At 61.3% G+C, this 20379-nt stretch carries 19 protein-coding genes; 11 read left to right on the top strand and 8 right to left on the bottom strand.

Going from position 1 to position 20379, the window contains the following annotated elements:
* The first annotated feature begins 4 nt into the window (after positions 1-4).
* The 8 genes from PMI07_RS10990 (at position 5) to PMI07_RS10955 (ending at position 9818) form a co-directional block, all read left to right on the top strand.
* A complete protein-coding gene (locus tag PMI07_RS10990; RefSeq protein WP_007758616.1) occupies positions 5-787 on the top strand; it encodes a GntR family transcriptional regulator in 783 nt (260 codons plus the stop codon).
* Between the two features lie 28 nt (positions 788-815).
* Complete coding sequence (gene ugpC, locus PMI07_RS10985; protein ID WP_007758617.1) at positions 816-1931, top strand: sn-glycerol-3-phosphate ABC transporter ATP-binding protein UgpC; 1116 nt, start codon at positions 816-818, stop codon at positions 1929-1931.
* Positions 1932-1939: 8 nt separating this feature from the next.
* Positions 1940-2869 carry an ABC transporter permease subunit gene (locus PMI07_RS10980; protein WP_007758619.1) on the top strand — a complete coding sequence of 310 codons (930 nt, stop codon included), beginning with the start codon at positions 1940-1942 and terminating at the stop codon, positions 2867-2869.
* A gap of 5 nt (positions 2870-2874) precedes the next feature.
* Complete coding sequence (locus tag PMI07_RS10975) at positions 2875-3756, top strand: carbohydrate ABC transporter permease (RefSeq protein ID WP_007758620.1); 882 nt, start codon at positions 2875-2877, stop codon at positions 3754-3756.
* A gap of 38 nt (positions 3757-3794) precedes the next feature.
* The gene (locus PMI07_RS10970; protein ID WP_007758622.1) at positions 3795-5363 is read left to right on the top strand and encodes an extracellular solute-binding protein; all 1569 of its coding nucleotides are present in this window, start codon (positions 3795-3797) and stop codon (positions 5361-5363) included.
* A 74-nt stretch (positions 5364-5437) separates the two neighbouring features.
* Positions 5438-7762, top strand: coding sequence for a DUF4962 domain-containing protein (locus PMI07_RS10965; protein WP_007758625.1), 2325 nt, complete (start codon positions 5438-5440; stop codon positions 7760-7762).
* 18 nt (positions 7763-7780) lie between these two features.
* Complete coding sequence (locus PMI07_RS10960) at positions 7781-8530, top strand: glucose 1-dehydrogenase (RefSeq protein WP_007758627.1); 750 nt, start codon at positions 7781-7783, stop codon at positions 8528-8530.
* Positions 8469-9818, top strand: coding sequence for an SGNH/GDSL hydrolase family protein (locus PMI07_RS10955; protein ID WP_155956434.1), 1350 nt, complete (start codon positions 8469-8471; stop codon positions 9816-9818). Before PMI07_RS10960 ends, PMI07_RS10955 begins: the two co-directional genes overlap by 62 nt.
* Before the next feature lie 67 nt (positions 9819-9885).
* On the opposite strand, the gene PMI07_RS10950 is transcribed toward PMI07_RS10955, so the two are convergent.
* From PMI07_RS10950 to PMI07_RS10915, 8 genes are all read right to left on the bottom strand, one after another.
* On the bottom strand, positions 9886-10113 hold the full coding sequence (locus PMI07_RS10950) for a DUF982 domain-containing protein (protein WP_007758631.1): 228 nt from the start codon (positions 10111-10113) through the stop codon (positions 9886-9888).
* Positions 10114-10231: 118 nt separating this feature from the next.
* A complete protein-coding gene (locus tag PMI07_RS10945) occupies positions 10232-11404 on the bottom strand; it encodes a phosphopentomutase (RefSeq protein ID WP_007758632.1) in 1173 nt (390 codons plus the stop codon).
* Between the two features lie 10 nt (positions 11405-11414).
* Positions 11415-12158 (bottom strand): ABC transporter permease, encoded by a 744-nt coding sequence (locus tag PMI07_RS10940; RefSeq protein ID WP_007758634.1) that lies wholly within the window; start codon positions 12156-12158, stop codon positions 11415-11417.
* 2 nt (positions 12159-12160) lie between these two features.
* On the bottom strand, positions 12161-13165 hold the full coding sequence (locus PMI07_RS10935; protein WP_024163734.1) for an ABC transporter substrate-binding protein: 1005 nt from the start codon (positions 13163-13165) through the stop codon (positions 12161-12163).
* Entirely contained in the window at positions 13162-13959 is a 798-nt protein-coding gene (locus tag PMI07_RS10930; RefSeq protein WP_007762294.1) for a nucleoside phosphorylase, read from the bottom strand. The genes PMI07_RS10935 and PMI07_RS10930 overlap by 4 nt, the downstream gene beginning before the upstream one ends.
* On the bottom strand, positions 13952-14719 hold the full coding sequence (locus PMI07_RS10925; protein WP_007762296.1) for an ABC transporter permease: 768 nt from the start codon (positions 14717-14719) through the stop codon (positions 13952-13954). Before PMI07_RS10925 ends, PMI07_RS10930 begins: the two co-directional genes overlap by 8 nt.
* A complete protein-coding gene (locus tag PMI07_RS10920) occupies positions 14719-15492 on the bottom strand; it encodes an ABC transporter ATP-binding protein (RefSeq protein WP_007762300.1) in 774 nt (257 codons plus the stop codon). The genes PMI07_RS10925 and PMI07_RS10920 overlap by 1 nt, the downstream gene beginning before the upstream one ends.
* Positions 15493-15676: 184 nt before the next feature.
* The gene (locus tag PMI07_RS10915) at positions 15677-16564 is read right to left on the bottom strand and encodes a helix-turn-helix transcriptional regulator (protein WP_037086579.1); all 888 of its coding nucleotides are present in this window, start codon (positions 16562-16564) and stop codon (positions 15677-15679) included.
* A 350-nt stretch (positions 16565-16914) separates the two neighbouring features.
* On the opposite strand from PMI07_RS10915, the gene PMI07_RS10910 reads away from it, so the two are divergent.
* Genes PMI07_RS10910 through PMI07_RS10900 form a run of 3 tightly spaced genes read left to right on the top strand, consistent with a single transcriptional unit; the run spans position 16915 to position 20368 of the window.
* Positions 16915-17763, top strand: coding sequence for a dihydroorotate dehydrogenase electron transfer subunit (locus PMI07_RS10910; RefSeq protein ID WP_024163733.1), 849 nt, complete (start codon positions 16915-16917; stop codon positions 17761-17763).
* Positions 17763-18698 carry a dihydroorotate dehydrogenase gene (locus tag PMI07_RS10905; RefSeq protein ID WP_024163732.1) on the top strand — a complete coding sequence of 312 codons (936 nt, stop codon included), beginning with the start codon at positions 17763-17765 and terminating at the stop codon, positions 18696-18698. Before PMI07_RS10910 ends, PMI07_RS10905 begins: the two co-directional genes overlap by 1 nt.
* Positions 18695-20368, top strand: a complete 1674-nt coding sequence (locus PMI07_RS10900) for a hydantoinase/carbamoylase family amidase (protein WP_007765722.1) — start codon at positions 18695-18697, stop codon at positions 20366-20368. The genes PMI07_RS10905 and PMI07_RS10900 overlap by 4 nt, the downstream gene beginning before the upstream one ends.
* Positions 20369-20379: the final 11 nt, after the last annotated feature.

Here is a 20379-nt window from a genome sequence, read left to right as displayed (position 1 = left end):
AGATATGTCGAACGTCATTGAAATTCCGGCCTTGCCTTTGGAGGAGCTGCTCCGGTCCTCACCGATCGGTGGCCCCGGCAATACGACAAGCAAGGTCTATCGGCTACTGCGGCAATTGATCGTGGAGGTTCGGCTGTTGCCTGGAAGGGCCTTGCCGGAAAAGGAAGTCGCGGCGATTCTCAATGTCAGCAAGACGCCGGTGCGCGAGGCCATCATCCGGCTTTCGGAAGAAGGATTGATCAAGGTCGTGCCGCAGGGCGGCACCTTCGTCGCGACGATCGAGGTTCAGCGTTACATCGAGGCATGCTTCATCCGCTTTCGCCTGGAAGCAGGTGCCGCGGCGGAAGCCGCCAAGCGTCACACGCTTGAAGACCTCGGGCGTATGGAGCTTTGCCTCAACCAGCAGATCGAAGCGGTGGAAAAGGAGGATTACACCAGCTTCTTCGAGCTGGACGAAGATTTCCATCGGACGATTTTCGCGGCGGCTCGCCTCGGTGGCGTCTGGGCTTTCGTCAACCAGGCGAAGGGAGAGATCGACCGCATGCGTCACCTGAAGATGATCTTCGGCGTGCGCCGCACCGGCGAGGTCATCCATGAGCACCGGGATATCGTCGATGCCATCCGCAACGCGTCTCCGGATGAAGCGGTGGCGGCAATGAGCAGGCACCTCGGCTCGCTTGAAAGCAAGATCACGGAGCTTTCAAGGGACCCGAAGCTGTGGAGCTACATTGAATCGATCAATGCAACAACGACAGAAAAACGGAGGCCGCGGCGCAGTCTGACCTGAGGGAGGACGCCGCCGGGAGGAAACTGACATGTCTGCAGTGGAATTGAACGACGTAGTGAAACGCTACGGCGCACTCGAAGTCGTGCACTCTGTAAACCTGAATGTCGCAACGGGCGAGTTCATCGTTCTCGTCGGGCCGTCAGGTTGCGGCAAGTCGACGACGCTGCGAATGATCGCAGGCCTGGAGGAAATCTCCGACGGCACGATCTCGATCGGAGGGCGCGTCGTCAACCGGATGGCACCGAAAGACCGCGACGTCGCGATGGTGTTTCAGAATTATGCACTCTACCCGCATCTGAATGTCGCCGAAAACATCGCATTCGGCCTGCGCGTCCGGCGGGAGAAGAACGAGGTGGTGGAAGCGGCTGTCAACGAAGCCGCCACCATTCTGGATCTGACCCCCTATCTGAAACGCAAGCCGGCAGACCTTTCGGGCGGCCAACGGCAGCGGGTCGCCATGGGACGGGCGATCGTCCGCAAACCGAAGGTCTTCCTGTTCGACGAACCCCTGTCGAACCTCGACGCCAAGCTGCGCACCCAGATGCGCGCCGAAATCAAGCGGCTTCACAAGCGGATGGGCGTCACCAGCATCTATGTGACCCACGATCAGGTCGAAGCCATGACACTCGCAGACCGCATCGTCGTGATGAACGCCGGTCGCGTCGAACAGGTCGGCTCCCCGATGGAACTGTTCCTCAATCCGGCGAACGCCTTCGTTGCGAGCTTCCTGGGCTCTCCGCCGATGAACCTTCTTCGCGCGACGGTAACCTCGTTGAACGGTGAGCCCGCCGCCCGCATCGACGGCGTCCATACAGACGCGATTGAGCTTAAGCTGCCGGTCTCGTTCGTCGCATCGCTGGAAGCCGACCAGCGCATTCTCGTGGGTGTTCGTCCGGAGCATTTCTCTATCGGCCCGGAGGCAGGCGCGCAAGGCCAGCCGATCGCGGCAACCGTCGATCTGGTCGAGCCGCTCGGCTCGGAGGCCCTGCTGCACAGCCGTATCGCAGGCCAGCCGATCGTCGCCAAGCTCGAGACGCCGGCCGACGTCCGCAAGCTTTCGGAAATCGGCGAGCTGAAGATACCCACGGACCGATTGCATGTCTTCGATGCCGCAAGCGGCAAGGCCGTCAGCGGGCACGCGTGAGATTGATCATGACATCGAGATTCGTCGGATATTTCAAGCGACTGGGCGAGGACTTGCGAAGGGACTGGCAGCTCTACCTGCTCGTCCTGCCCATGATCCTCTGGTTCCTGCTCTTCCTCTACAAGCCGATGGAGGGCCTGCAGATCGCCTTCAAGGACTTCAGTCCGTTCCGCGGCATTTCCGGAAGTCCCTGGGTGGGGTTGGAGAATTTTCAAACGCTTCTCGAAGACCAGATCTTCATCCGTGCCTTCCTGAACACCATTGCCATCAGCGGCCTGGGGCTGATTTTCGCCTTCCCCGTGCCCATCATCCTGGCCGTGATGTTCAACGAACTGCAGAACGAGTTCGGGCGCCGTGTTTCGCAGACCATCGTCTATCTGCCGCATTTCATCTCGGTGGTGATCGTCGCGGGCATTGTCATCAACCTGCTGTCCCCCACGACAGGCGTCGTCAACCTGATCCTGTCGAGCCTCGGCCTCGACCGGATCTACTTCCTGACCCAGCCGGAATGGTTCCGCACCATCTTCATCGGGTCGAACATCTGGAAGGAAGCGGGCTTCGAGTCGATCGTCTATCTGGCCGCGATCGCCGGCATCAGCCCGACGCTCTATGAGTCCGCCCGGGTCGACGGGGCATCGCGCTGGCAGATGATGTGGCGCATCACCCTGCCCTGCATCCTGCCGACGATCATCATCATGCTGATCATCCGCATCGGCAATCTCGTCGAGGTCGGTTTCGAATACATCATCCTGCTCTACCAGCCGGCAACCTATCGCACTGCCGACGTCGTCTCGACTTACGTCTACCGCACGGGTCTGCAGGGCACGCAATACGACCTCGCCACCGCCGCCGGCCTCTTCAACGCGGTCATCGCCTTCGCGCTCGTCTTCACGGCCAACCGGATCAGCCGGAAGGTGTCGTCAACCTCGCTCTGGTGATCGTCATGGCAAGCTTCAATCTCTATTCCCGCGGCGACCGGATCTTCGGATATGCGAATGCAGCCCTGATCGGCCTGTTCGTCATTTCGACGCTTTATCCGTTCATCTACCTCCTGGCCGTGTCGATTTCATCGGGTGCCGCCGTTACCTCCGGCCAGGTCGTGCTGTTTCCGAAGGACCTGACGCTCGCCGCCTACGAGTTCGTGCTGTCCGACCGGCTTTTCTGGATCGCCTACGGCAACACCTTCATCTATACGTTCGGCGGCACGGCCATCAGCCTCGCCATCATGATCCCCGGTGCTTACGCGCTGTCGCGGCCTCGCCTGCGCGGTCGGAAATTCCTCAATCTGATGGTGGCGTTCACGCTGTGGTTCAACGCCGGCATGATCCCCTTCTTCCTGAACATGCGGGATCTCGGCCTGCTCGACTCCCGCTTCGGCCTGATCATCGGCTTTGCCTGCAACGCCTTCAACGTGATCCTGCTGCGCAATTTCTTCGAAGGGGTTCCCAAGTCCTTCGAAGAAGCGGCCAAGATGGATGGCGCCAGCGAATTCCAGCTGCTCTGGAAGGTGTTCATTCCGCTGTCCAAGCCGGCAATCATCACGGTCGGCCTGTTCTGCATCGTCTCCCGCTGGAACAGCTACTTCTGGGCAATGGTGCTGTTGCGCGGCGAAGAGAAGATCCCGCTGCAGCTCTACCTCAAGCGCATCATCGTCGACCTGACGGCCAACGACGAGTTCGCCAGCAGCCTGCTGACCAACCGCTATTCGTTCGAGACGGTCACCGCCGCCATCATGATCGCCTCGATCATCCCCGTCCTGCTCATTTACCCGAGCATTCAGAAATACTTCAACAAGGGCATCACCCTTGGCGGAGTGAAGGAATAACGCCGTCTCAATCGGTTCTGTTGAAGGAGGAGAATGGAATGAGATACTTTCGAAAAATGCTGGCGCTGCTCACCACATGCGCCGTACTGCAAACCGGTGCCGCTTACGCCCAGGATGCCTCGACGAAGATCGTCGACAAGCCTCTGCAGCTGACCATCCATTTCCATTTCCGTGACAAATACGTCTACACGGAAAACTGGCCGGTGGAGAAGAAGGCGGCCGAATGGACCGGCATCCACGTGAAGAACGTCGCGTCGCTTGCCACAAGCAGCAGCCGCGATGCCTTCAATCTCCTGATGGCGTCGGGCAACCTGCCGGATATCGTTGGAGGCGATGTCACGGGTGGCCTGAAGGACGATTTCATCCGCTACGGCATGGAAGGCGCCTTCGTGCCGCTGGACGGGCTGATCGAGAAGAACGCCCCGAATCTAAAGAAATTCTTCGATGAGCACCCGGTCGTCCGCCAGGCGATCAGCGCGCCGGACGGCCATATCTACTTCATTCCCTATGTGCCTGAAGGCGAATTTTCCCGCGCCTGGTTCATCCGCAAGGACTGGCTCGACAAGCTCGGCCTGAAAGTGCCGGAAAATGTCGCCGAGCTCTACGCTGTGCTTAAGGCCTTTCGCGAAAAGGACCCGAACGGCAACGGCAAGAAGGACGAAGTGCCTTACTTCGCCCGCGAGCCGATCGAGGCGGTGCGCCTGATCAACATGTGGGATGCCCGCGTTTCCGGATCGGAACGTTATGGCGACTTCATGGTCGAGAGCGGCAAGGTCGTCCATCCGTGGACGACGCCGAACTACAAGACCGGCATTTCCAAGATCGCCCAATGGTTCAAGGAAGGCCTGATCGATACGGAAGTCTTCACCCGCGGCGCTCGCGTGCGAGAATACATGCTCGGCAACAATATCGGCGGCATGACGCATGACTGGTTTGCCAGCACCTCGAACTACACCGAGGCGCTGAAGGATACAGTATCCGGCATCAATTTCGCACCGATGCTGCCGCCGAAGACGGTGTCCGGAAAGCGGTTCGAGGATAGCCGCCGCGCAACGTTCCAGCCGGCCGGCTGGGCGATCTCCTATTCGAACAAGCACCCGGTCGAAACGATCAAGTATTTCGACTTCTGGTTCTCCGAAAAAGGACGCATTCTGTCCAACTGGGGTGTCGAGGGTGAAACCTACGACATGATCAACGGCAAGCCTGTCTACAAGCCAAGCGTCCTCAACAATCCCAAGCCGGTCAACGCCCAGATGTGGGAAATCGGTGCCGGCGTGCCGCGCGGCTACTTCGCCTCCTACCCGTCCGAGGAGCAGTGGACCAACAAGATGGCTCTCGATGGCATCGCCATGTACCAGAAGGAGCCCAGCCTGTTGATGCCGGAATTTACCGGGGTCTCCATGAACACGGAAGAGCGGGCCACCTACGACAAATACTGGCCGAGCCTCTTCACCTACATGATGGAGATGCAGCAGACCTGGGTTCTCGGGGCCCAGAATGTCGATGCCTCCTGGGATGCCTATCAAGCCCGGCTCGAGCAGCTTGGTTATTCCAAGGTCATGAAGGTCATGCAGGCCGCTTACGACCGCCAGTACGGCAAGAACTGAATCCCCTCCACCCGAAGATCCGGGCGCGGCCTGTCCGCGCCCGCCCCGCCTCGAATTCAAAGGACGTCATCGCGATGCCCAAGCCCGCCGAAGCCCACCGTCTCCACTATCTCGACGAGCCGAAACCCGGCACATTGACGATCGCGTATCAGCCTGTCGGCGACGCCTCAGTCGAAAACCCGCCGCGTTTCAGCTGGCTCCCTGCTCTGGATGACGACGCACGATACGTCCTGAGGGTATCGCGTGATCCGGGCTTTACTGCCGCCCAGATGTTGACCTTTGAAAACCTCACCTGGAATTTCTTCACACCAGATACGGCATTCGAATCGGGGACTTATCATTGGTCGTTCGCGCTGTGGGATGACACGGCAAAGCGCGTCACTTCCGAATGGAGCAGCACCCGCGAGTTCACACTGTCGTCCGACCTGCCGCAGACGCCACTGCCCCGCGCCGACGTGCGCCATCGGAACATGGATCTCCGCCATCCCCGCCTGTGGCTCAGTCCCGACGGCGTTGCGGCGTTTCGTAAGGAGCTGAATTCGGATCCGGATCATTGCGGCTGGCAAACCTTCTTTGGCAACTCGGTCGAACCCTGGCTGTCGCGTGAACTGATCCCCGAGCCATCGCCCTATCCGGACAATGTGCGCGTCGCAAAGCTCTGGCGGCAGATGTATATCGATTGCCAAGAAGTCATCTACGCCATCCGCCATCTGGCGATCGGGGGCGTGATCCTGGAAGACGCCGACATGATCGCGAAAGCCAAGGAATGGCTTCTCTCGGTCGCCCGATGGGATACGAAGGGCGCCACGGAACGCTCCTACAATGACGAAGCGGCTTTCCGGGTCGTGACCGCACTCGCCTGGGGTTACGACTGGCTTCACGATCATCTGGACGATGCCGAGCGGGAATATGTTCGTGGCATCCTTCTGGCCCGCACCCGGGAGGTCGCCGACCATGTTCTGTGGCGCGCCCGCATCCATGTCTTCCCCTATGACAGCCACGCCGTCCGCTCCCTGTCGGCGGCTCTGACTGCCGCCTGCATCGCCATGGCCGGGGAGGAAAAAGAAGCGGAAAACTGGCTGGACTATACGGTCGAATTCCTCTTCACCCTCTATTCTCCCTGGGGCGACAAGGATGGCGGCTGGGCGGAAGGGCCGCACTACTGGATGACCGGAATCGCCTATCTGACTGAGGCCGCGAACCTCATCCGCAACTTCCTCAAGGTCGATCTCTACCAGCGCCCATTCTTTCAAAAGACCGGCGATTTTCCGCTCTACACCAAGGCACCAGGCACGCGACGCGCCTGCTTCGGTGACGACTCCACCCTTGGCGATCCGCCAGGCCTGAAGGTTGGCTACAATGTCCGCCAGTTCGCCGGAGTTACGGGCAACCCGTATTACCAATGGTACTACGAGCGGCTGAAGGCCGATGCTGCCGGCACGGCCATGGAGTTTTACAATTACGGCTGGTGGGACCTCAACTTTGACGATCTCGTCTATCGCCACGATTATCCCGCCATCGACGCAAAAGCGCCTACCGATCTGCCGCCCGTCAAATGGTTCAAGGAAATTGGCTGGGTCGCGATCCAGAAATACATGGACGACCCAGATCGTCACATCCAGCTCGTGTTCAAGAGCAGTTCCTTCGGCTCGCTGAGCCACAGCCATGGCGACCAGAACGCCTTTCTGCTCTATGCCTTCGGCGAGGATCTTGCGGTCCAGAGCGGTTATTACGTCGCCTTCAACTCGACCATGCACCGGCGCTGGCGGCGCCAGACAATCTCCAAGAACGCCATCCTGATTGATGGCCGCGGACAATATGCCGAAGGCGACAAGGCGATTGCCAAAAAGGCCGGCGGGAGAATCATGGCCGTGCGCGAGGAGCCGACCCACGTCTTCATCAGTGGTGACGCCACCGCCGCATATCAGGCTGCCAATCCAGTGGTGCTGAAGGTCGAGCGGGACATCTATTTCGCCCACAGCGACTTCATCGTCATGGTCGATCGCGTCGAGTGCGCCCAGCCGCAGCCGCTGCAATGGCTCTTCCATGCCACACGCCCGATGGACGTCGGCAGCGGCAGTTTCCGACTGACAGGAGAGCGGGCCGGCCTCTACGGCCAGTTCGTCTTTTCGACTGCGGGACCGGCCGAGATAAAGCTGATGGAAGGCTTCGAAGGTGTCGATCCGGCCGATATCGAAGGCCTGGCCACGCAATACCATATCGAAGCCACGCTTCCCTCCGCGACCAAACACACGCTGGTGACCCTGCTGGTGCCCTATTCGCTTCGGGAACCGAGACGGGTTTTCCACTTCGTCGACGACCAGGGTTTTAGCGCCGACCTCTATTTCACCGACGTCGACGACAACCAGCTTCGCATCGTCATTCCCAAGAACTTCTGAATACGAAAGGACATTCCCATGAACGGATTGAACAACAAGGTTATACTGGTGACGGGCGGCGGCCGGGATATCGGCAAGGCTTGCGCCGACAGGCTCGCCAGCGAAGGCGCCAAGGTTGCGATCACCTATTTCGGCTCCGCCACGGGTGCCGAGGAATGCCAGAACGCAATTACCGCAGCCGGTGGCAAGGCCATCGCCATCAAGGCCGACATGACCGTGGCTGCCGAGGCGCAGTCCGCCGTCGAAAAGACGGTCGCCGAATTCGGCAGGCTCGATGGATTGGTGCACGTCGCCGGCGGCATGATCGCCCGCAAAACGCTGGCCGACATGGACGAGGCCTTTTTCCGGCAGGTCATCGACGTCAACCTGACCTCGCTGTTCAATGCTTCCAAGGCAGCCGTCGCCGCCATGTCCGATGGCGGTTCGATCGTCACCTTCGCCTCCCAGGCCGGCCGCGATGGTGGTGGCCCTGGCGCCGTCGCCTACGCGACCTCGAAGGGCGCCGTCATGACCTTCACGCGCGGCCTTGCAAAGGAGCTTGGACCGAAGATCCGCGTCAATTCCGTTTGCCCGGGGATGATCTCGACGACATTCCACGACACGTTCACCAAGCCGGAAGTGCGCGAGCGGGTCGCCGGTGCCACGCCGCTCAAACGCGAGGGCAAGTCGGAAGAAGTCGCCAGCCTCGTCGCCTTCCTCGTGTCCGATGAAGCCTCGTTCATCAGCGGCGCCTGCTACGACGTCAACGGCGGAACACTGTTTTCCTGAGACGGATGTCATGACAGCCCGATTTCCAGTTCATGGGAAGCGCGTCGCGCTTCTCGGCACATCGCTCGTGCAACAGAACCACCACGCCGGCGAAAGACACATCCGCTCCTCTGCAAGAGGGTGGGCGACGTGGGCGGAAGTGCTTTCCCACGGTCAGCTTGATGTCACGGTCTTTCACGATCCGCTCGTCTATCCCGGATGGGAGCCGAGCGGCCGGGTTGGGACCACGCGCGGCTTCGGGGGATTGAACGCGGGGGTCTCGGGACAGAAGGCGCGGGATATCGCCAATCGGATCGATGAGGTACTGAAGCTCGATTTCGACCTGATCATCATCGATGCCGGCACGAACGACATGATGGTGGAAACCAAGGAGGTCATCCAGGCCGTCCGCGAAAAGATCGTCGACCGTATCCTGAGCGCCGGTCGACAGGTCATCCTGCTGCCGATCCTTGCGCGCGGTACGCAGAAATGGAGCGCGGGCGGATCAGAACGGGCGAAGGCCCATTGGATCAACCAGAAAAGCCTCGCGTTTGCAGCCAGCAGACCGGGTTGCCACGTTTTCGACTGGAATGCCCCTTGGGTGGACTGGCATTCCGCCGACGGAGTGCCTCGGGACGGCTTCTCCGACGACGGAACCCATTTCTCTGTCCCCGGCGGTTACGCGGTCGGCAAGGCTCTGGCCGAATATCTGCGCGTTTTCCTTGCTCCCTCGCGTCCCCGGACCTGGTCACGCGACGATCGTTTCCATTCGGTCGACAATCCACTGGGAAATCTGCTCTCAAATCCGCTCCTGAATGGCTCGGGACCGCTGGCTGATGGATTGGTAATTCCAGAAATCCGGCACGTGCTCTCCAATCAGGTCATCTCGCGTCCGGACCGGAGCGCCAATTGGCAGGAAGTCAGTTTGGCAAGAGGCGAATGCTTCGCGGAGATCCTCGGCGAAGATTTCATCAATCCTCTTCCCGCCGGCGCATGGGTGCAAGCCAGCTGCGAGGTGGAAGTCGATGCCCACGATGGCTGGCGCGAGATTTCGCTCATTCTGAAAGATGGCGGCCCTGAAGGACTGACATCCCAGGCGCTCGCGCCGTTCAACCTCGCGGAACAGAGCCTTGCGCCATTTCCACACGAAGCCTGGTCTGGCGTGCTGAAAACGCCGCCGATCAAGTTGAAGACCCCACGACACAGCCTTCAGCTGCGCCTCAGCCTGCAACTCGAGTTGTCAGATCGTCCCGGGATGATGCGTTTTTCCACTCCGGAACTACGCCAAGTGGAAGCTCCGATCTCCTGACGACCCGGCCTTTACCCGGTGCCCATGTCGGTGGCGGACTATTTCGCAGATGAGGGCCATGCTCTGCTCAATGTCGGCGACCGGTAGCCGCCAGCAACACTGCCGACCTGGCCTCTTCCGCCGGCAATCGTCCCTCATGCACCGCTCGACACGTCTGCCAGGCGTGCTGCCAGGCTTCGCCCGCCTGGCTTGGCTCGTGAGCAAGCCAGTTCACCCCCTCTTCGGCAGAAGTAATTACGATACGCATGCCATCCCGTTCCAAAACGAGCGGCTTTTCCCAGCGATTTACCAGCATGAGGCCCTCCAAGAGATTGCGCCTCAGACTTAATTCGGAAGGAAAGCGAATGTTCCATCGCATTGCAACTGATTGGAGCGTCGGCATGGGTTCGACTTCGGCGCCATGCCCCCACTGGCTACGCAAGGTGCGAAGCCACCATTTGCGCTACGTGCGCGAACGCGATGATCCCGAGCGCCTGCGGTGCAATGCCCGGCCCCGTCGCTAATACCGGCACGCGCTCGCGGGTGTGGTCGGTCCCTGTCCAGGTCGGGTCATTGCCATGATCGGCGGTGATGATGAGGAGGTCGCCGCTGCGCAGCCGGGCGGTCAGTTCCGGCAGGCGGGCATCGAAGGTTTCGAGCGCACGTGCATAACCCGACACGTTGCGACGATGGCCCCAGAGGCTGTCGAACTCGATGAAATTGGCGAAGACGAGATCGCCCGGCGCGGCGCGATCGCACCAGCCGAGTACATGGTCGAACAGCGCCATGTCATCCTTGCCCTTGGAAACATCGGTGATACCCTTGTACGCGAAGATATCGCCGATTTTGCCGACCGCATGGACGGCACTCCCCGCCGCAATCACCCGGTCGCAGATCGTTCCGTCCGGCGGGGCGATAGCGAAATCGCGGCGATTGGCTGTGCGGATGAAATCCCCCGGCTTCTCGCCGATAAACGGCCTCGCAATGATCCGGCCGACATTCAGTGGGTGAAAGATGTCGGCGGCGACGCGGCATGTTTCAAGCAGCCGGTCGAGCCCGAAATGAGTTTCATGGGCGGCGATCTGCACCACGCTGTCGGCCGAGGTGTAGACGATCGGCTTGCCGGTCGTGATATGGTCGAGACCGAATTCGTCGAGCACTTCGGTACCCGACGCGTGGCAATTGGCGAGCGTGCCCGGAATGCCGGAGCGGGTGATCAGCTCCGCCACCAAATCGGCCGGAAACGCTGGAACGGTGCGGGGAAAATAGTGCCAGTCGCGGGTCACGGGCACGCCGGCAAGTTCCCAATGGCCTGATTGGGTGTCTTTGCCCGCCGAAATTTCCTGAGCGGCGCCCCAACGACCCGTCGGTGACGCGGAAAGGCCGGGCGCATGCCTGCCGGAGGCAAGTGTGATCGCCGCGCCCAATCCCAGCGCGTCGAGGTTCGGAACCTTGAGCGGGCCGCTACGCCCGTCTTCCGCCCGGCCGGAAGCACAGGCCTCGGCGATATGCAGCAGCGTATTCGAGCCCGCGTCGCCGTAGCGCGCTGCATCCGGCGCGCCACCGCAGCCGACGGAGTCGAGAACGCAAAGGAAGACACGCGCCATGACTTGCCGATCAGTTGATCTGGAAACGGCCGAGCGAACGGCGGCGGATCAGTTCGACGACTTCGTAAAAAGCCCAGCCGATCAGCGAAAGCAACAGAACCATGCCAATGACGACGGCCGTGTCGCTGCTCTCCTGACCGGAGGAAAGAAGATACCCGATACCCTCGTTGGCGCCCATCAGTTCGCCGATGACGGCAGCGGTCATCGCAAGTGTGGTGGCGACCGCCATGCCGGCAAGCACCGCCGGCAGCGCCGAAGGCAGTTCGATTTGCCAGAAGCTCTGCCATGGGCTGAGTTTCAGCACGGCGGCGAGATCACGAAAACTGCCCTCGCCGTAGCGCAGGCCGTTGACCATGCCGGCCATGACCGGGAAGAAGGTGACGATCGCGATCAGCACGACCTTGGGCGTCGGCCCGATCCCCAGCCACAAGAGCAGCAGGGGTGCAATCGCGATCTTCGGGGCGGTCTGCAGCAGCAGAATGAGCGGCGTGGCAAAGCGTTCGACCCGCGGGAGCCGCGCGAAAACGACGCCGGCAAGGATGCCGATCGCCGTTCCGGCAACGAAGCCCGCCACGATCTCCCCCAGAGTGACGCCGATATGCCGAAGCAGCTTGGCGTTCTCGAAGAGGAAGAGGAGACGGTCGAACACTTCCAGCGGTCCTGGCAGAAGAAAGGCCGGGACCCTGAAAATGATGACGATCGCGGTCCACAGGACGAGGGTCGCGATCAGACCCGCTATGCCACGCAGGATCATGCTTATTTACCGATCGTGGACGGATCGACGACGAACTCCGCCGCCTTCGGCGCGCTATCGATCACCTTGTATTCCGCGAGGATATCGGCGTTCTTTTGCCAGCCCGCCATATCGGCAGCGCCGAGGCCCTTCTGCTTGGTGAGCGCACTCTGCCAGACGGACGGCACGAAGGTCTTTTCGAAGGCGGTCGTCAGAATGGCCTTCTGATCCTTCGGCCAGGTGGGCGTGTACTTGGCGAGCGAGATATCGAGCGCATCGCCGATATGGCCATCGATGACCCATTCATAGGACTGCGTCACAGCAGTCGTGAAGCGCTTCACCACGTCCGGATTCTTGGCGAGCTTGTCGGCGCTGGTGACGACGACATTGCCGAAGGACGGTAGGAAGTCGTTCGACAAGATCATCGTGACCTTGGAGCCGTCAGCTTCGAGATTGTACTTGCGGAGTTCCGAGAAGACGATCGCATCGACCTGACCAGCCTGCAGCGACTGGACGATCGCGCCGGTGGCGACGACTTCGACGCTGACATCATCGAGCTTGAGGCCGGCCTGCTTCAGACCGACCTGGAGCTGAAGGTAGTTCGGGCTTGCGAGGCTGGTGACGGCAACCTTCTTGCCCTTCAGATCCTTGTAGGACTTGATGCCGCTCGCTTCCTTGGCCAAGAGCGCACCAATGCCACGCTGATAGGTCGTGTGGACGACCTTGACCGGCAAGCCGTTGGCGGCAGCGGCTACCACGGCGTCGCCGTTCGGAAACCCGAAATCGACATTGCCGGCCGCAATATTGGTCAGGATGTCAGCGGCCGCGGCATAGATGAATTCGACCTCGATGCCGTTCTTTTCAAAGATGCCCTTTTCGACGCCGGCATAAAGCGGTGCGTAGAAGGGAGCGGCGGCGCCGTCGATCTGCAGCACGACCTTGTCGGCAGCTTCGGCAACGGATGCGAAGAGGGGTGAAGTGAGCAAGGCCAGCAGACTTGCTGCGGTCGTCACGCGAAACTGGATCATGATTGGCTCCCGAGTTCCCATTTTGTTGAGGAAAATGCCCTTCCTGCTATGCGCAGAAGGTTTCGCTGGGTTGCCTCATAGTCATCGAGCCAATCGTCGGTGGCGCGATTTCCATGGACACCAAGTAGGCAGCCGGTTTCGAGGCCGATCGCCCCGCCGACGGTCAAAGTGATCTCGCTTTCCATCTCGACGCCGATGGCGCCCTGAGCCTGGAAGCGGTCAATGAAATTGCCGGAGACGTCCGCCCCATCGTCGATCGGACGATAACGGCGGTCCTGGCCGTAATAGTAGCTGTCGGTCGAAGCGACCATGCCCGGCCGGCAGGTGAGGCCGAGTTCGGCGGCGGCGGCGGCAAGGCCTCGGGTTATCTGCGGCGAAGCCTTCGCCTCTCCGCCAGCGGCGCGATAGGTCAAAGCGGTGCCCGTGTCTCCGATGGCCTTGTCGACCGCGATGAACGAGCCAACCGTGTATTCCGCGACGAGCGCCGACATGCCGCCGATCCGCACCACCCGCTTGGCGCCGAGCATGGCGAGCTCGACCAGGGCAATCTCGGTGGAGGGGCCGCCAATGCCCGTCGAACAGATGGTCAGCCGCTGGCCCTCATACGTGCCGGTGATGACGGCGAATTCACGCTTGCGACCGAAATCCGTAATGTCTTCCAGCATGTCAGCGAGCAGCCGGACACGGTCCGGATCGCCGGGCGTCAGCACATTTTCGGCAATATCCCCCGGCCCGCAGGGCAGATGCGGCGGGCGGCCGTTCTTCCAGGGAAAGGCGGCGCTGGTCCTAGCCATTCTTCGCTCCCTTCCAGGAGAGCAGCCTGCGCTCCATCATCGTCAATGCGACATGCAGGAGCAGGCCGAGCACGACGGTCATGAGAACGGCTGCAAACAGGAGCGGCGTCTTGTAGGTGGCGGCAGCGAAGGTCATCAGGTAACCGAGGCCGACCTTACCGGCCATCCATTCCGCCAGAACCGCACCGACCAAGGCCTGCACGGCACCGATCTTCAGGCCCACGAAGATTTCCGGCATGGCGGCAGGCAATTCGATCTGGCGGAAACGTTGAACGGCACTAAGGCCGAGAAGCTTCGAAAGATCCTTCATCTTCGGATCGAGCGTCCGGAAACCGGCGACTGCCCCGATGAATACGGGGAAAAACACCAGCGAGAAGATCAGGATGATCTTGGAGAGCACACCGAAGCCGAACCAGACGACGAAGAGAGGTGCCAGCGCGATCTTCGGCGCCGTCTGCAGGATTACCAGCGGACCGTCGAGCCAGACCGCGAGCTTCGGAAAACGTGTCATCACATAGGCCAGCGCGATGCCGGCGACGCAGCCGAGGACGAGGCCGAGCACGATATTCTGCAGCGTGAAGCCGAGATGCGCCCAGAGTTCGCCGGTCAGCGCGATGGTGACCAGCGCGTTCCAGGTTCGAAGCGGAGATGGCAGAAGAAAGGTCGGCAGGGCCATCGGACCCGTGGCAAACCACCAGACGAACAGGAGCACGGCGAGCGCCAGCGTATAATCGACCGCCGCGGAAAAACGCCTGTTCATCAATGCGCCTCCCCACCCGGGGTCCGAAGATCGCGGCGAAGCTGGGCGACCAGCGCATGATAGGTCGGATCGAGCTTGGTCTCCTCGCCACGAGGACGGGCAAGCTCGACGGTGTGGACGCATTTCAGCTTGCCGGGACGGGCCGTCATCACCATGACACGATCGGCCAGATAGGCGGCTTCGTCGACGCTATGGGTGACCAGCAGGATCGTCTTGCCGGTCGATTGCCAGATCCGCAGCAGCTCATCGTTGAGATTGTCGCGCGTCATGAGGTCAACCGCCGAGAACGGCTCGTCCATCAACAGGATTGGCGGATCGTCGGAAAGCGCGCGGGCAATCGCCGCGCGCTGGCGCATGCCGCCGGAAAGCTGACGCGGCAGCGCTTTCTCGAAACCGGCAAGCCCGACCATCTTGATCAGGTCGAGCGCCGTCCTGTCGCCCTGGGCGCGAGCAACGCCGGCCGTGTCGAGCGGAAAGCGGACGTTGTCGAGAATGGTCTTCCACGGCAGCAGCACCGGTTCCTGGAACACGAAACCGACGGGACGCTTGCGGCCGGAGACATCGAGGGTGATGGAGCCGCCGGTCGCCTGGTCGAGGCCGGAAATCAGCCGCAGCAGTGTGGACTTGCCGCAGCCGGATGGCCCGACGATCGAGATGAACTCGCCTTGCCTGATGGTGATGCTGACCGGCTCCAGCGCCGTCACCGTCCCATGGTCAGCCACGAATGTCTTGTGAACACCCGCGATGTCGATCATCCGCTCCGATTGCGCCACCAAAAACTCCCTACCTGACTGGGGGAGCCATTGGTCAGCGAAGGGATAAACCCCCTTTCGACCGCCTGCCCGACCCCGGAAAGAGGCCAAGCTTTCACAAAACTTTCATGGGCGCAACAAAAATCTCAAAGATGAGATTTGTATCAAAATTGCTTCCAGGACGAGTTTCGCGCTCTGATAGAAGTCAGGCGGCGGCCTGTCTCTTGAGGATGGTTTTTTCGATGAAATCGGCCGCCTGATCGCCCTTGAGACTGCGCCGCCAAAGCTGGTCGGTAATGCCGCCATAGAGTTGAACCGCTTCCGCAGCCGCCGTGATTGTGGCGACGCCTACGCGGATATTGGCGAACGAACCGAGACGGAAAGGGCTGACGGCAACCTGCGCCCTGTCGGCCCGCTTGAAGATCTGGAAGCTCGCACCAGGCATGGAATCGATCACGACGCCGATCTGCACCCCGATCGGCTGCTCGCGCAGCATATGGACGATATGCTCGATTTCGGCACGCGCGGCAGCCTGCCGCTCCGACAGCTTGACGCCCGGATGATTGTGGGCGCCGACGAACCCCACGCGGCCGAACTCCTCCAGTTCAGCGGCCGAAACCAGGCTGACAATGCTCGGGCTGCGCCTGCGGAACGTTTCCTTGCGTGCTTTGAGGATGTCCATCAGAGCCCCGATCTCCCTGATCGCGACCTTTCGCTCGCTGACATCCCGCGGAATGCTTTCGTCGAGGACCGTCGGCAGAAGCTCGTCGTACCGGGCGGTGGTCAGCAGGTAGGAGATCGGCCCGAACATCACGGTGATCTGGTCCACGTCCTCCTCGAGCTGGCGCATCCGCTCGAAGAAGCTGACCGCGGACGCGATGTATTCGACGCCGACGCCGAGCAGGGTCGGCAGCGAGACACCGAGCAGGTCGGCGATCTTGCCAAGCGTGTCGACCTTCGGCGGCTTGCCGGACTCGTAGCGATAGATGGCGGCGCGCGAAACGCCGGCCTTGGCCGCGAGCTCCTCCGGGGTAAACCCCGCCCCCATGCGGAATGCGCGAAGGCGACGCCCGACATCCTCTGTGGAACTCATGAAGTCCAAGGCGATTCCTCCCGTCATCCTGTTGCTAAACCTTCGACTCCTTAAACAAAAACTGGAAAAATCGCAATGAGGATAATTTTCATGCGAAAATTCTCATTTTTGAGAATCGTCTTGACAGCTTTTGCGGTTCCACAATAGGCTCTGTTTTTGGACCCCGAACGCAGGGAGCACCCTATGACGTCCGACCGCCACCCTCTCCGACGCTGATCGAAAAGCGAAGGACCGCGCGCAACGGCCTGGGCGCTGTGCTGAAGCCCAAAGTCGCCATCCTCACCGACATTCCACTCCGACCGGCGGTCTATCCGCCGAGGGCGTTGTTTTTCTTGATTCCGGACAACCTCATGCCAGCCAGTCTTTGCGTCATTCCAGATTCCGCTCCCAACACCCCTCCCGGGCGGCCTTCCATCCACGAGTTGGAATGCCCGGTCAAAGCGCATGAATGGGTGAACGGCCAGTATCGCCTGCTTGTGGTTTCGGCGCCGCGTGCGGTGCTGGACTGTGAGCCGGGGCAATTCTTCCACTTGCTCTGCCCGCGGACGGATCGTTTTCAACCCTATCTGCGCCGGCCGATGAGCATCTATTCCTACGACCGCGCCAAGGGTGAGATCTCCTTCCTCTACAAGGTCGCGGGCGAAGGGACCGGGGCGCTGGCCAGCCTTGAAACCGGCGATAGTCTCAACATCGTCGGCCCGCTCGGCCAGGGGTTCGAGATCCGGCCGCAATGGCGCCGGCCGCTGCTTGTCGCTCGTGGCGTTGGTCTTGCGACACTCGCCCCGCTCGCACAGGAATGTGCCAGCCTCGGCCTGCCGTTGATCGCGATCTGCAGCGCCCGCTCACCCGACCTCCTGATGTCGGCAGATCTCTTCCGCTCGTTTGGAGCCGAGGTCATCACCGTGACGGACAAGCAAGGCAATTCGGATGGCGAAAGCCTGGCGCCGATGGTCGAAGGCCTGATCCGCAACCGCGGTATCGACGCTTTCTTCACCTGCGGTTCGGCCCGCCTTCTGCGCATGCTGCAGGAGATTGGCGCGCGCCACGGCATCGGCGGACAGGTGGCCCTCGAACAGAACATGGCCTGCGGCATCGGCATGTGCCAGGCCTGCGTGCGGCCTTTCCGCCGCGACGACGGTGCCGTCAATCTTCGGGTCTGCCGCGAAGGACCGGTCTTCGATCTTCAGGAGGTGCTGTAATGGCGGATCTCACCACCCGCATCGGTACGCTGACACTCAAGAACCCGATCATGCCGGCCTCCGGCACATTTTCCGAGGAACTGGCGGAGGTCTTCGATCTGAATTGCCTCGGCGCGCACGTGACGAAGACGATCACGCGCGGCAAGCGGGCGGGCAACCCCGTCCCACGCGTCTGCGAGATCAATGGCGCGATGCTGAACTCGATCGGCATTCCGAGCAAGGGAGCCCAGTGGTTCCTGCAGAACACCGTGCCGTTCTATTCTGATTACGACGCGCCGCTGGTCGTCAGCATATCGGCCAACACCGCCGATGAGTTCGCCCGTTTCGCCGAAGAGGTGAGCGTGCCGGGCGTGGCGGCGATCGAGGTCAACATCTCCTGCCCCAATATCGAGGATGACGGCAAGGCCTTCGCCATGAAGCCGGGCGCAACCGCCGACGTCATCCGCCGCATGCGCTCCGCCACCGATCTTCCGCTCTGGGCAAAACTCTCGCCGAATACCGGCGAGGTGGTCGAAGTGGCACAGGCGGCGGAAGTCGCTGGCGCCGATGCGCTGGTCACCGCCAATACCATGCTCGCCATGGCGATCGACAGCACCACCGGCCGCGTCAGACTCGGCAATGTCATGGGCGGGCTTTCAGGCCCGGCACTGAAACCGATTACGCTGCGCATGACGTATCAATGCGCCCGCGCCGTTTCCATTCCCGTCATCGGCTGCGGCGGCATCGCCACCATCGACGACGTGCTGGAATACCTGATCGCCGGTGCCCGCGCCGTGCAGGTCGGCACCGCCACCTTTATCAGCCCCACGACCATGCCGCGCCTCGTCCGCGAGCTCGACTTGAAACTTGCCGAGCGCGGCCTTGCCGCCGTCAACGCGCTGATCGGCACGGTCGACGTCGCCGATGAGGCCATCGCCATCGCGGAGTATGCATGAGGAAGGCCATCATTCTCGAAAGATCCGCATCCCTCGATCTCGGTGATCTCGCCGCCCGGCTTTTCAGGGAGATCGCAACACGCACCGCCGATATCGAAGGCGTCAGCCGACCTGCCTTTTCTGAAGTCGAAACCGAAACGCTCGAATTCCTGATCGATTTTGCCCGCAGCGAAGGGCTCGTCGCGACCTGGGATGCAGGCCGCAATGTCGTCTTTTCACTGCCCGAAGATAAACACGCGGACCGATATATCCTGGTCGGTTCGCATGTGGACAGCGTGCCGCGAGGCGGCAATTTTGATGGCCTGGCCGGTGTGCTGGCCGGGCTCCTCAGCCTCGTCCGTGCGCGGCGTGAAGGCATCCGCTTTCCAGAGCCCGTAAAGGTCATCGCCATGCGCGGCGAAGAAAGTGCTTGGTTCGGCCCCTGCTATATCGGCTCGAAGGCGCTGCTCGGGGTGTTGACGGAGACGGAGCGCGCTGCGCGTCACAAGAAGGATGGCGCAACGCTCGACGCGCATATGGAAGCCGCCGGCATCGATATGGCCGATATACGCACCGGCCGGCCGCTTCTGGACCGCAATGCCATAACGGCCTATCTCGAAGTCCATATCGAGCAGGGCCCGGTGCTTGTCGAGCGCAACCTTCCCGCAGCGATCGTCTCCGGCATCCGCGGCAATTTCCGCTACAAGAAGATAGCCTGCTTCGGCGAGGCAGGCCACTCGGGCGCGGTCCCCCTCGCCTACCGGCACGATCCGGTGCTGGCGATGGCGGAACTCCTGAACGTCCTCGACGCCGCCTGGCATGATTTCGTTGCCAAGGGCGGCGATCTCGTGGTGACGAGCGGCATGGTCTCGACCGACCAGCAGAAACATGCCCTGTCGCGGATCCCGGACAGTGTCGAGTTCAGCCTCGACATCCGCAGCCAAGACCGTCAGATGCTGGAAAGCATGCACGCCCTCGTTCTCAGCCACGTCGCCCGCATCGAGCGCGAGCGTTCCGTCCGCTTTGATCTCGGCCCAGCGCTTTTCACCAGCCCTGCGCTTTGCGACGCGCGCCTCATCGCTCGGCTCGCGCTTGCAGCCGAAGCCGTCGGTGTAGAGCCGGCGCTGGTTCCTTCGGGCGGCGGGCATGATGCCGCGGTCTTCTCCGAAGCCGGCATCCCGACCGGCATGATCTTCATCCGCAACCGCCACGGGTCGCACAATCCGCAGGAGGCGATGGAGATCGACGATTTCGAAACCGCCACCTCCATCCTCCATCAATTCCTGAGCAACCCGAACCAAGTTCCCAAACAGGCGAAGGCTGCCGGCCAGACAGCAAAGGAAACCGGTCCCATGTTCACCAAGATCACCGATATAATCCGCGAAAAGGGGAATGCCGTGCGTGCGTATCACGCTGCCGCCGCGGCGGCGCGGGATGCTGCATTTGCGGATCCGGATCGGGCGGCCGGTTATTTCATGCTGAGTGTAGCCGCCAGGGAGTTCGCCGATCTTCATTATGGCGAGGCATTGCATGCCCATGTTTTTGACCGGGAACTGGAGCGGTTCCAAAAATACGCAACCATGTTGGACGAAGCATTTTCGCACGACGATGCCGAACAGCGGCTGAAGACCATTTCAACAGTCGCTCACTGCCTTCTAAGCGACCGCAGCCGCACGGATGAGGTCCAGTAGCCTTTGCCTCA

It is taken from the genome of Rhizobium sp. CF080, from assembly GCF_000282095.2.
Classification (GTDB): Bacteria; Pseudomonadota; Alphaproteobacteria; order Rhizobiales; family Rhizobiaceae; genus Neorhizobium.
This window is presented reverse-complemented; position numbering and strand designations above follow the sequence as displayed.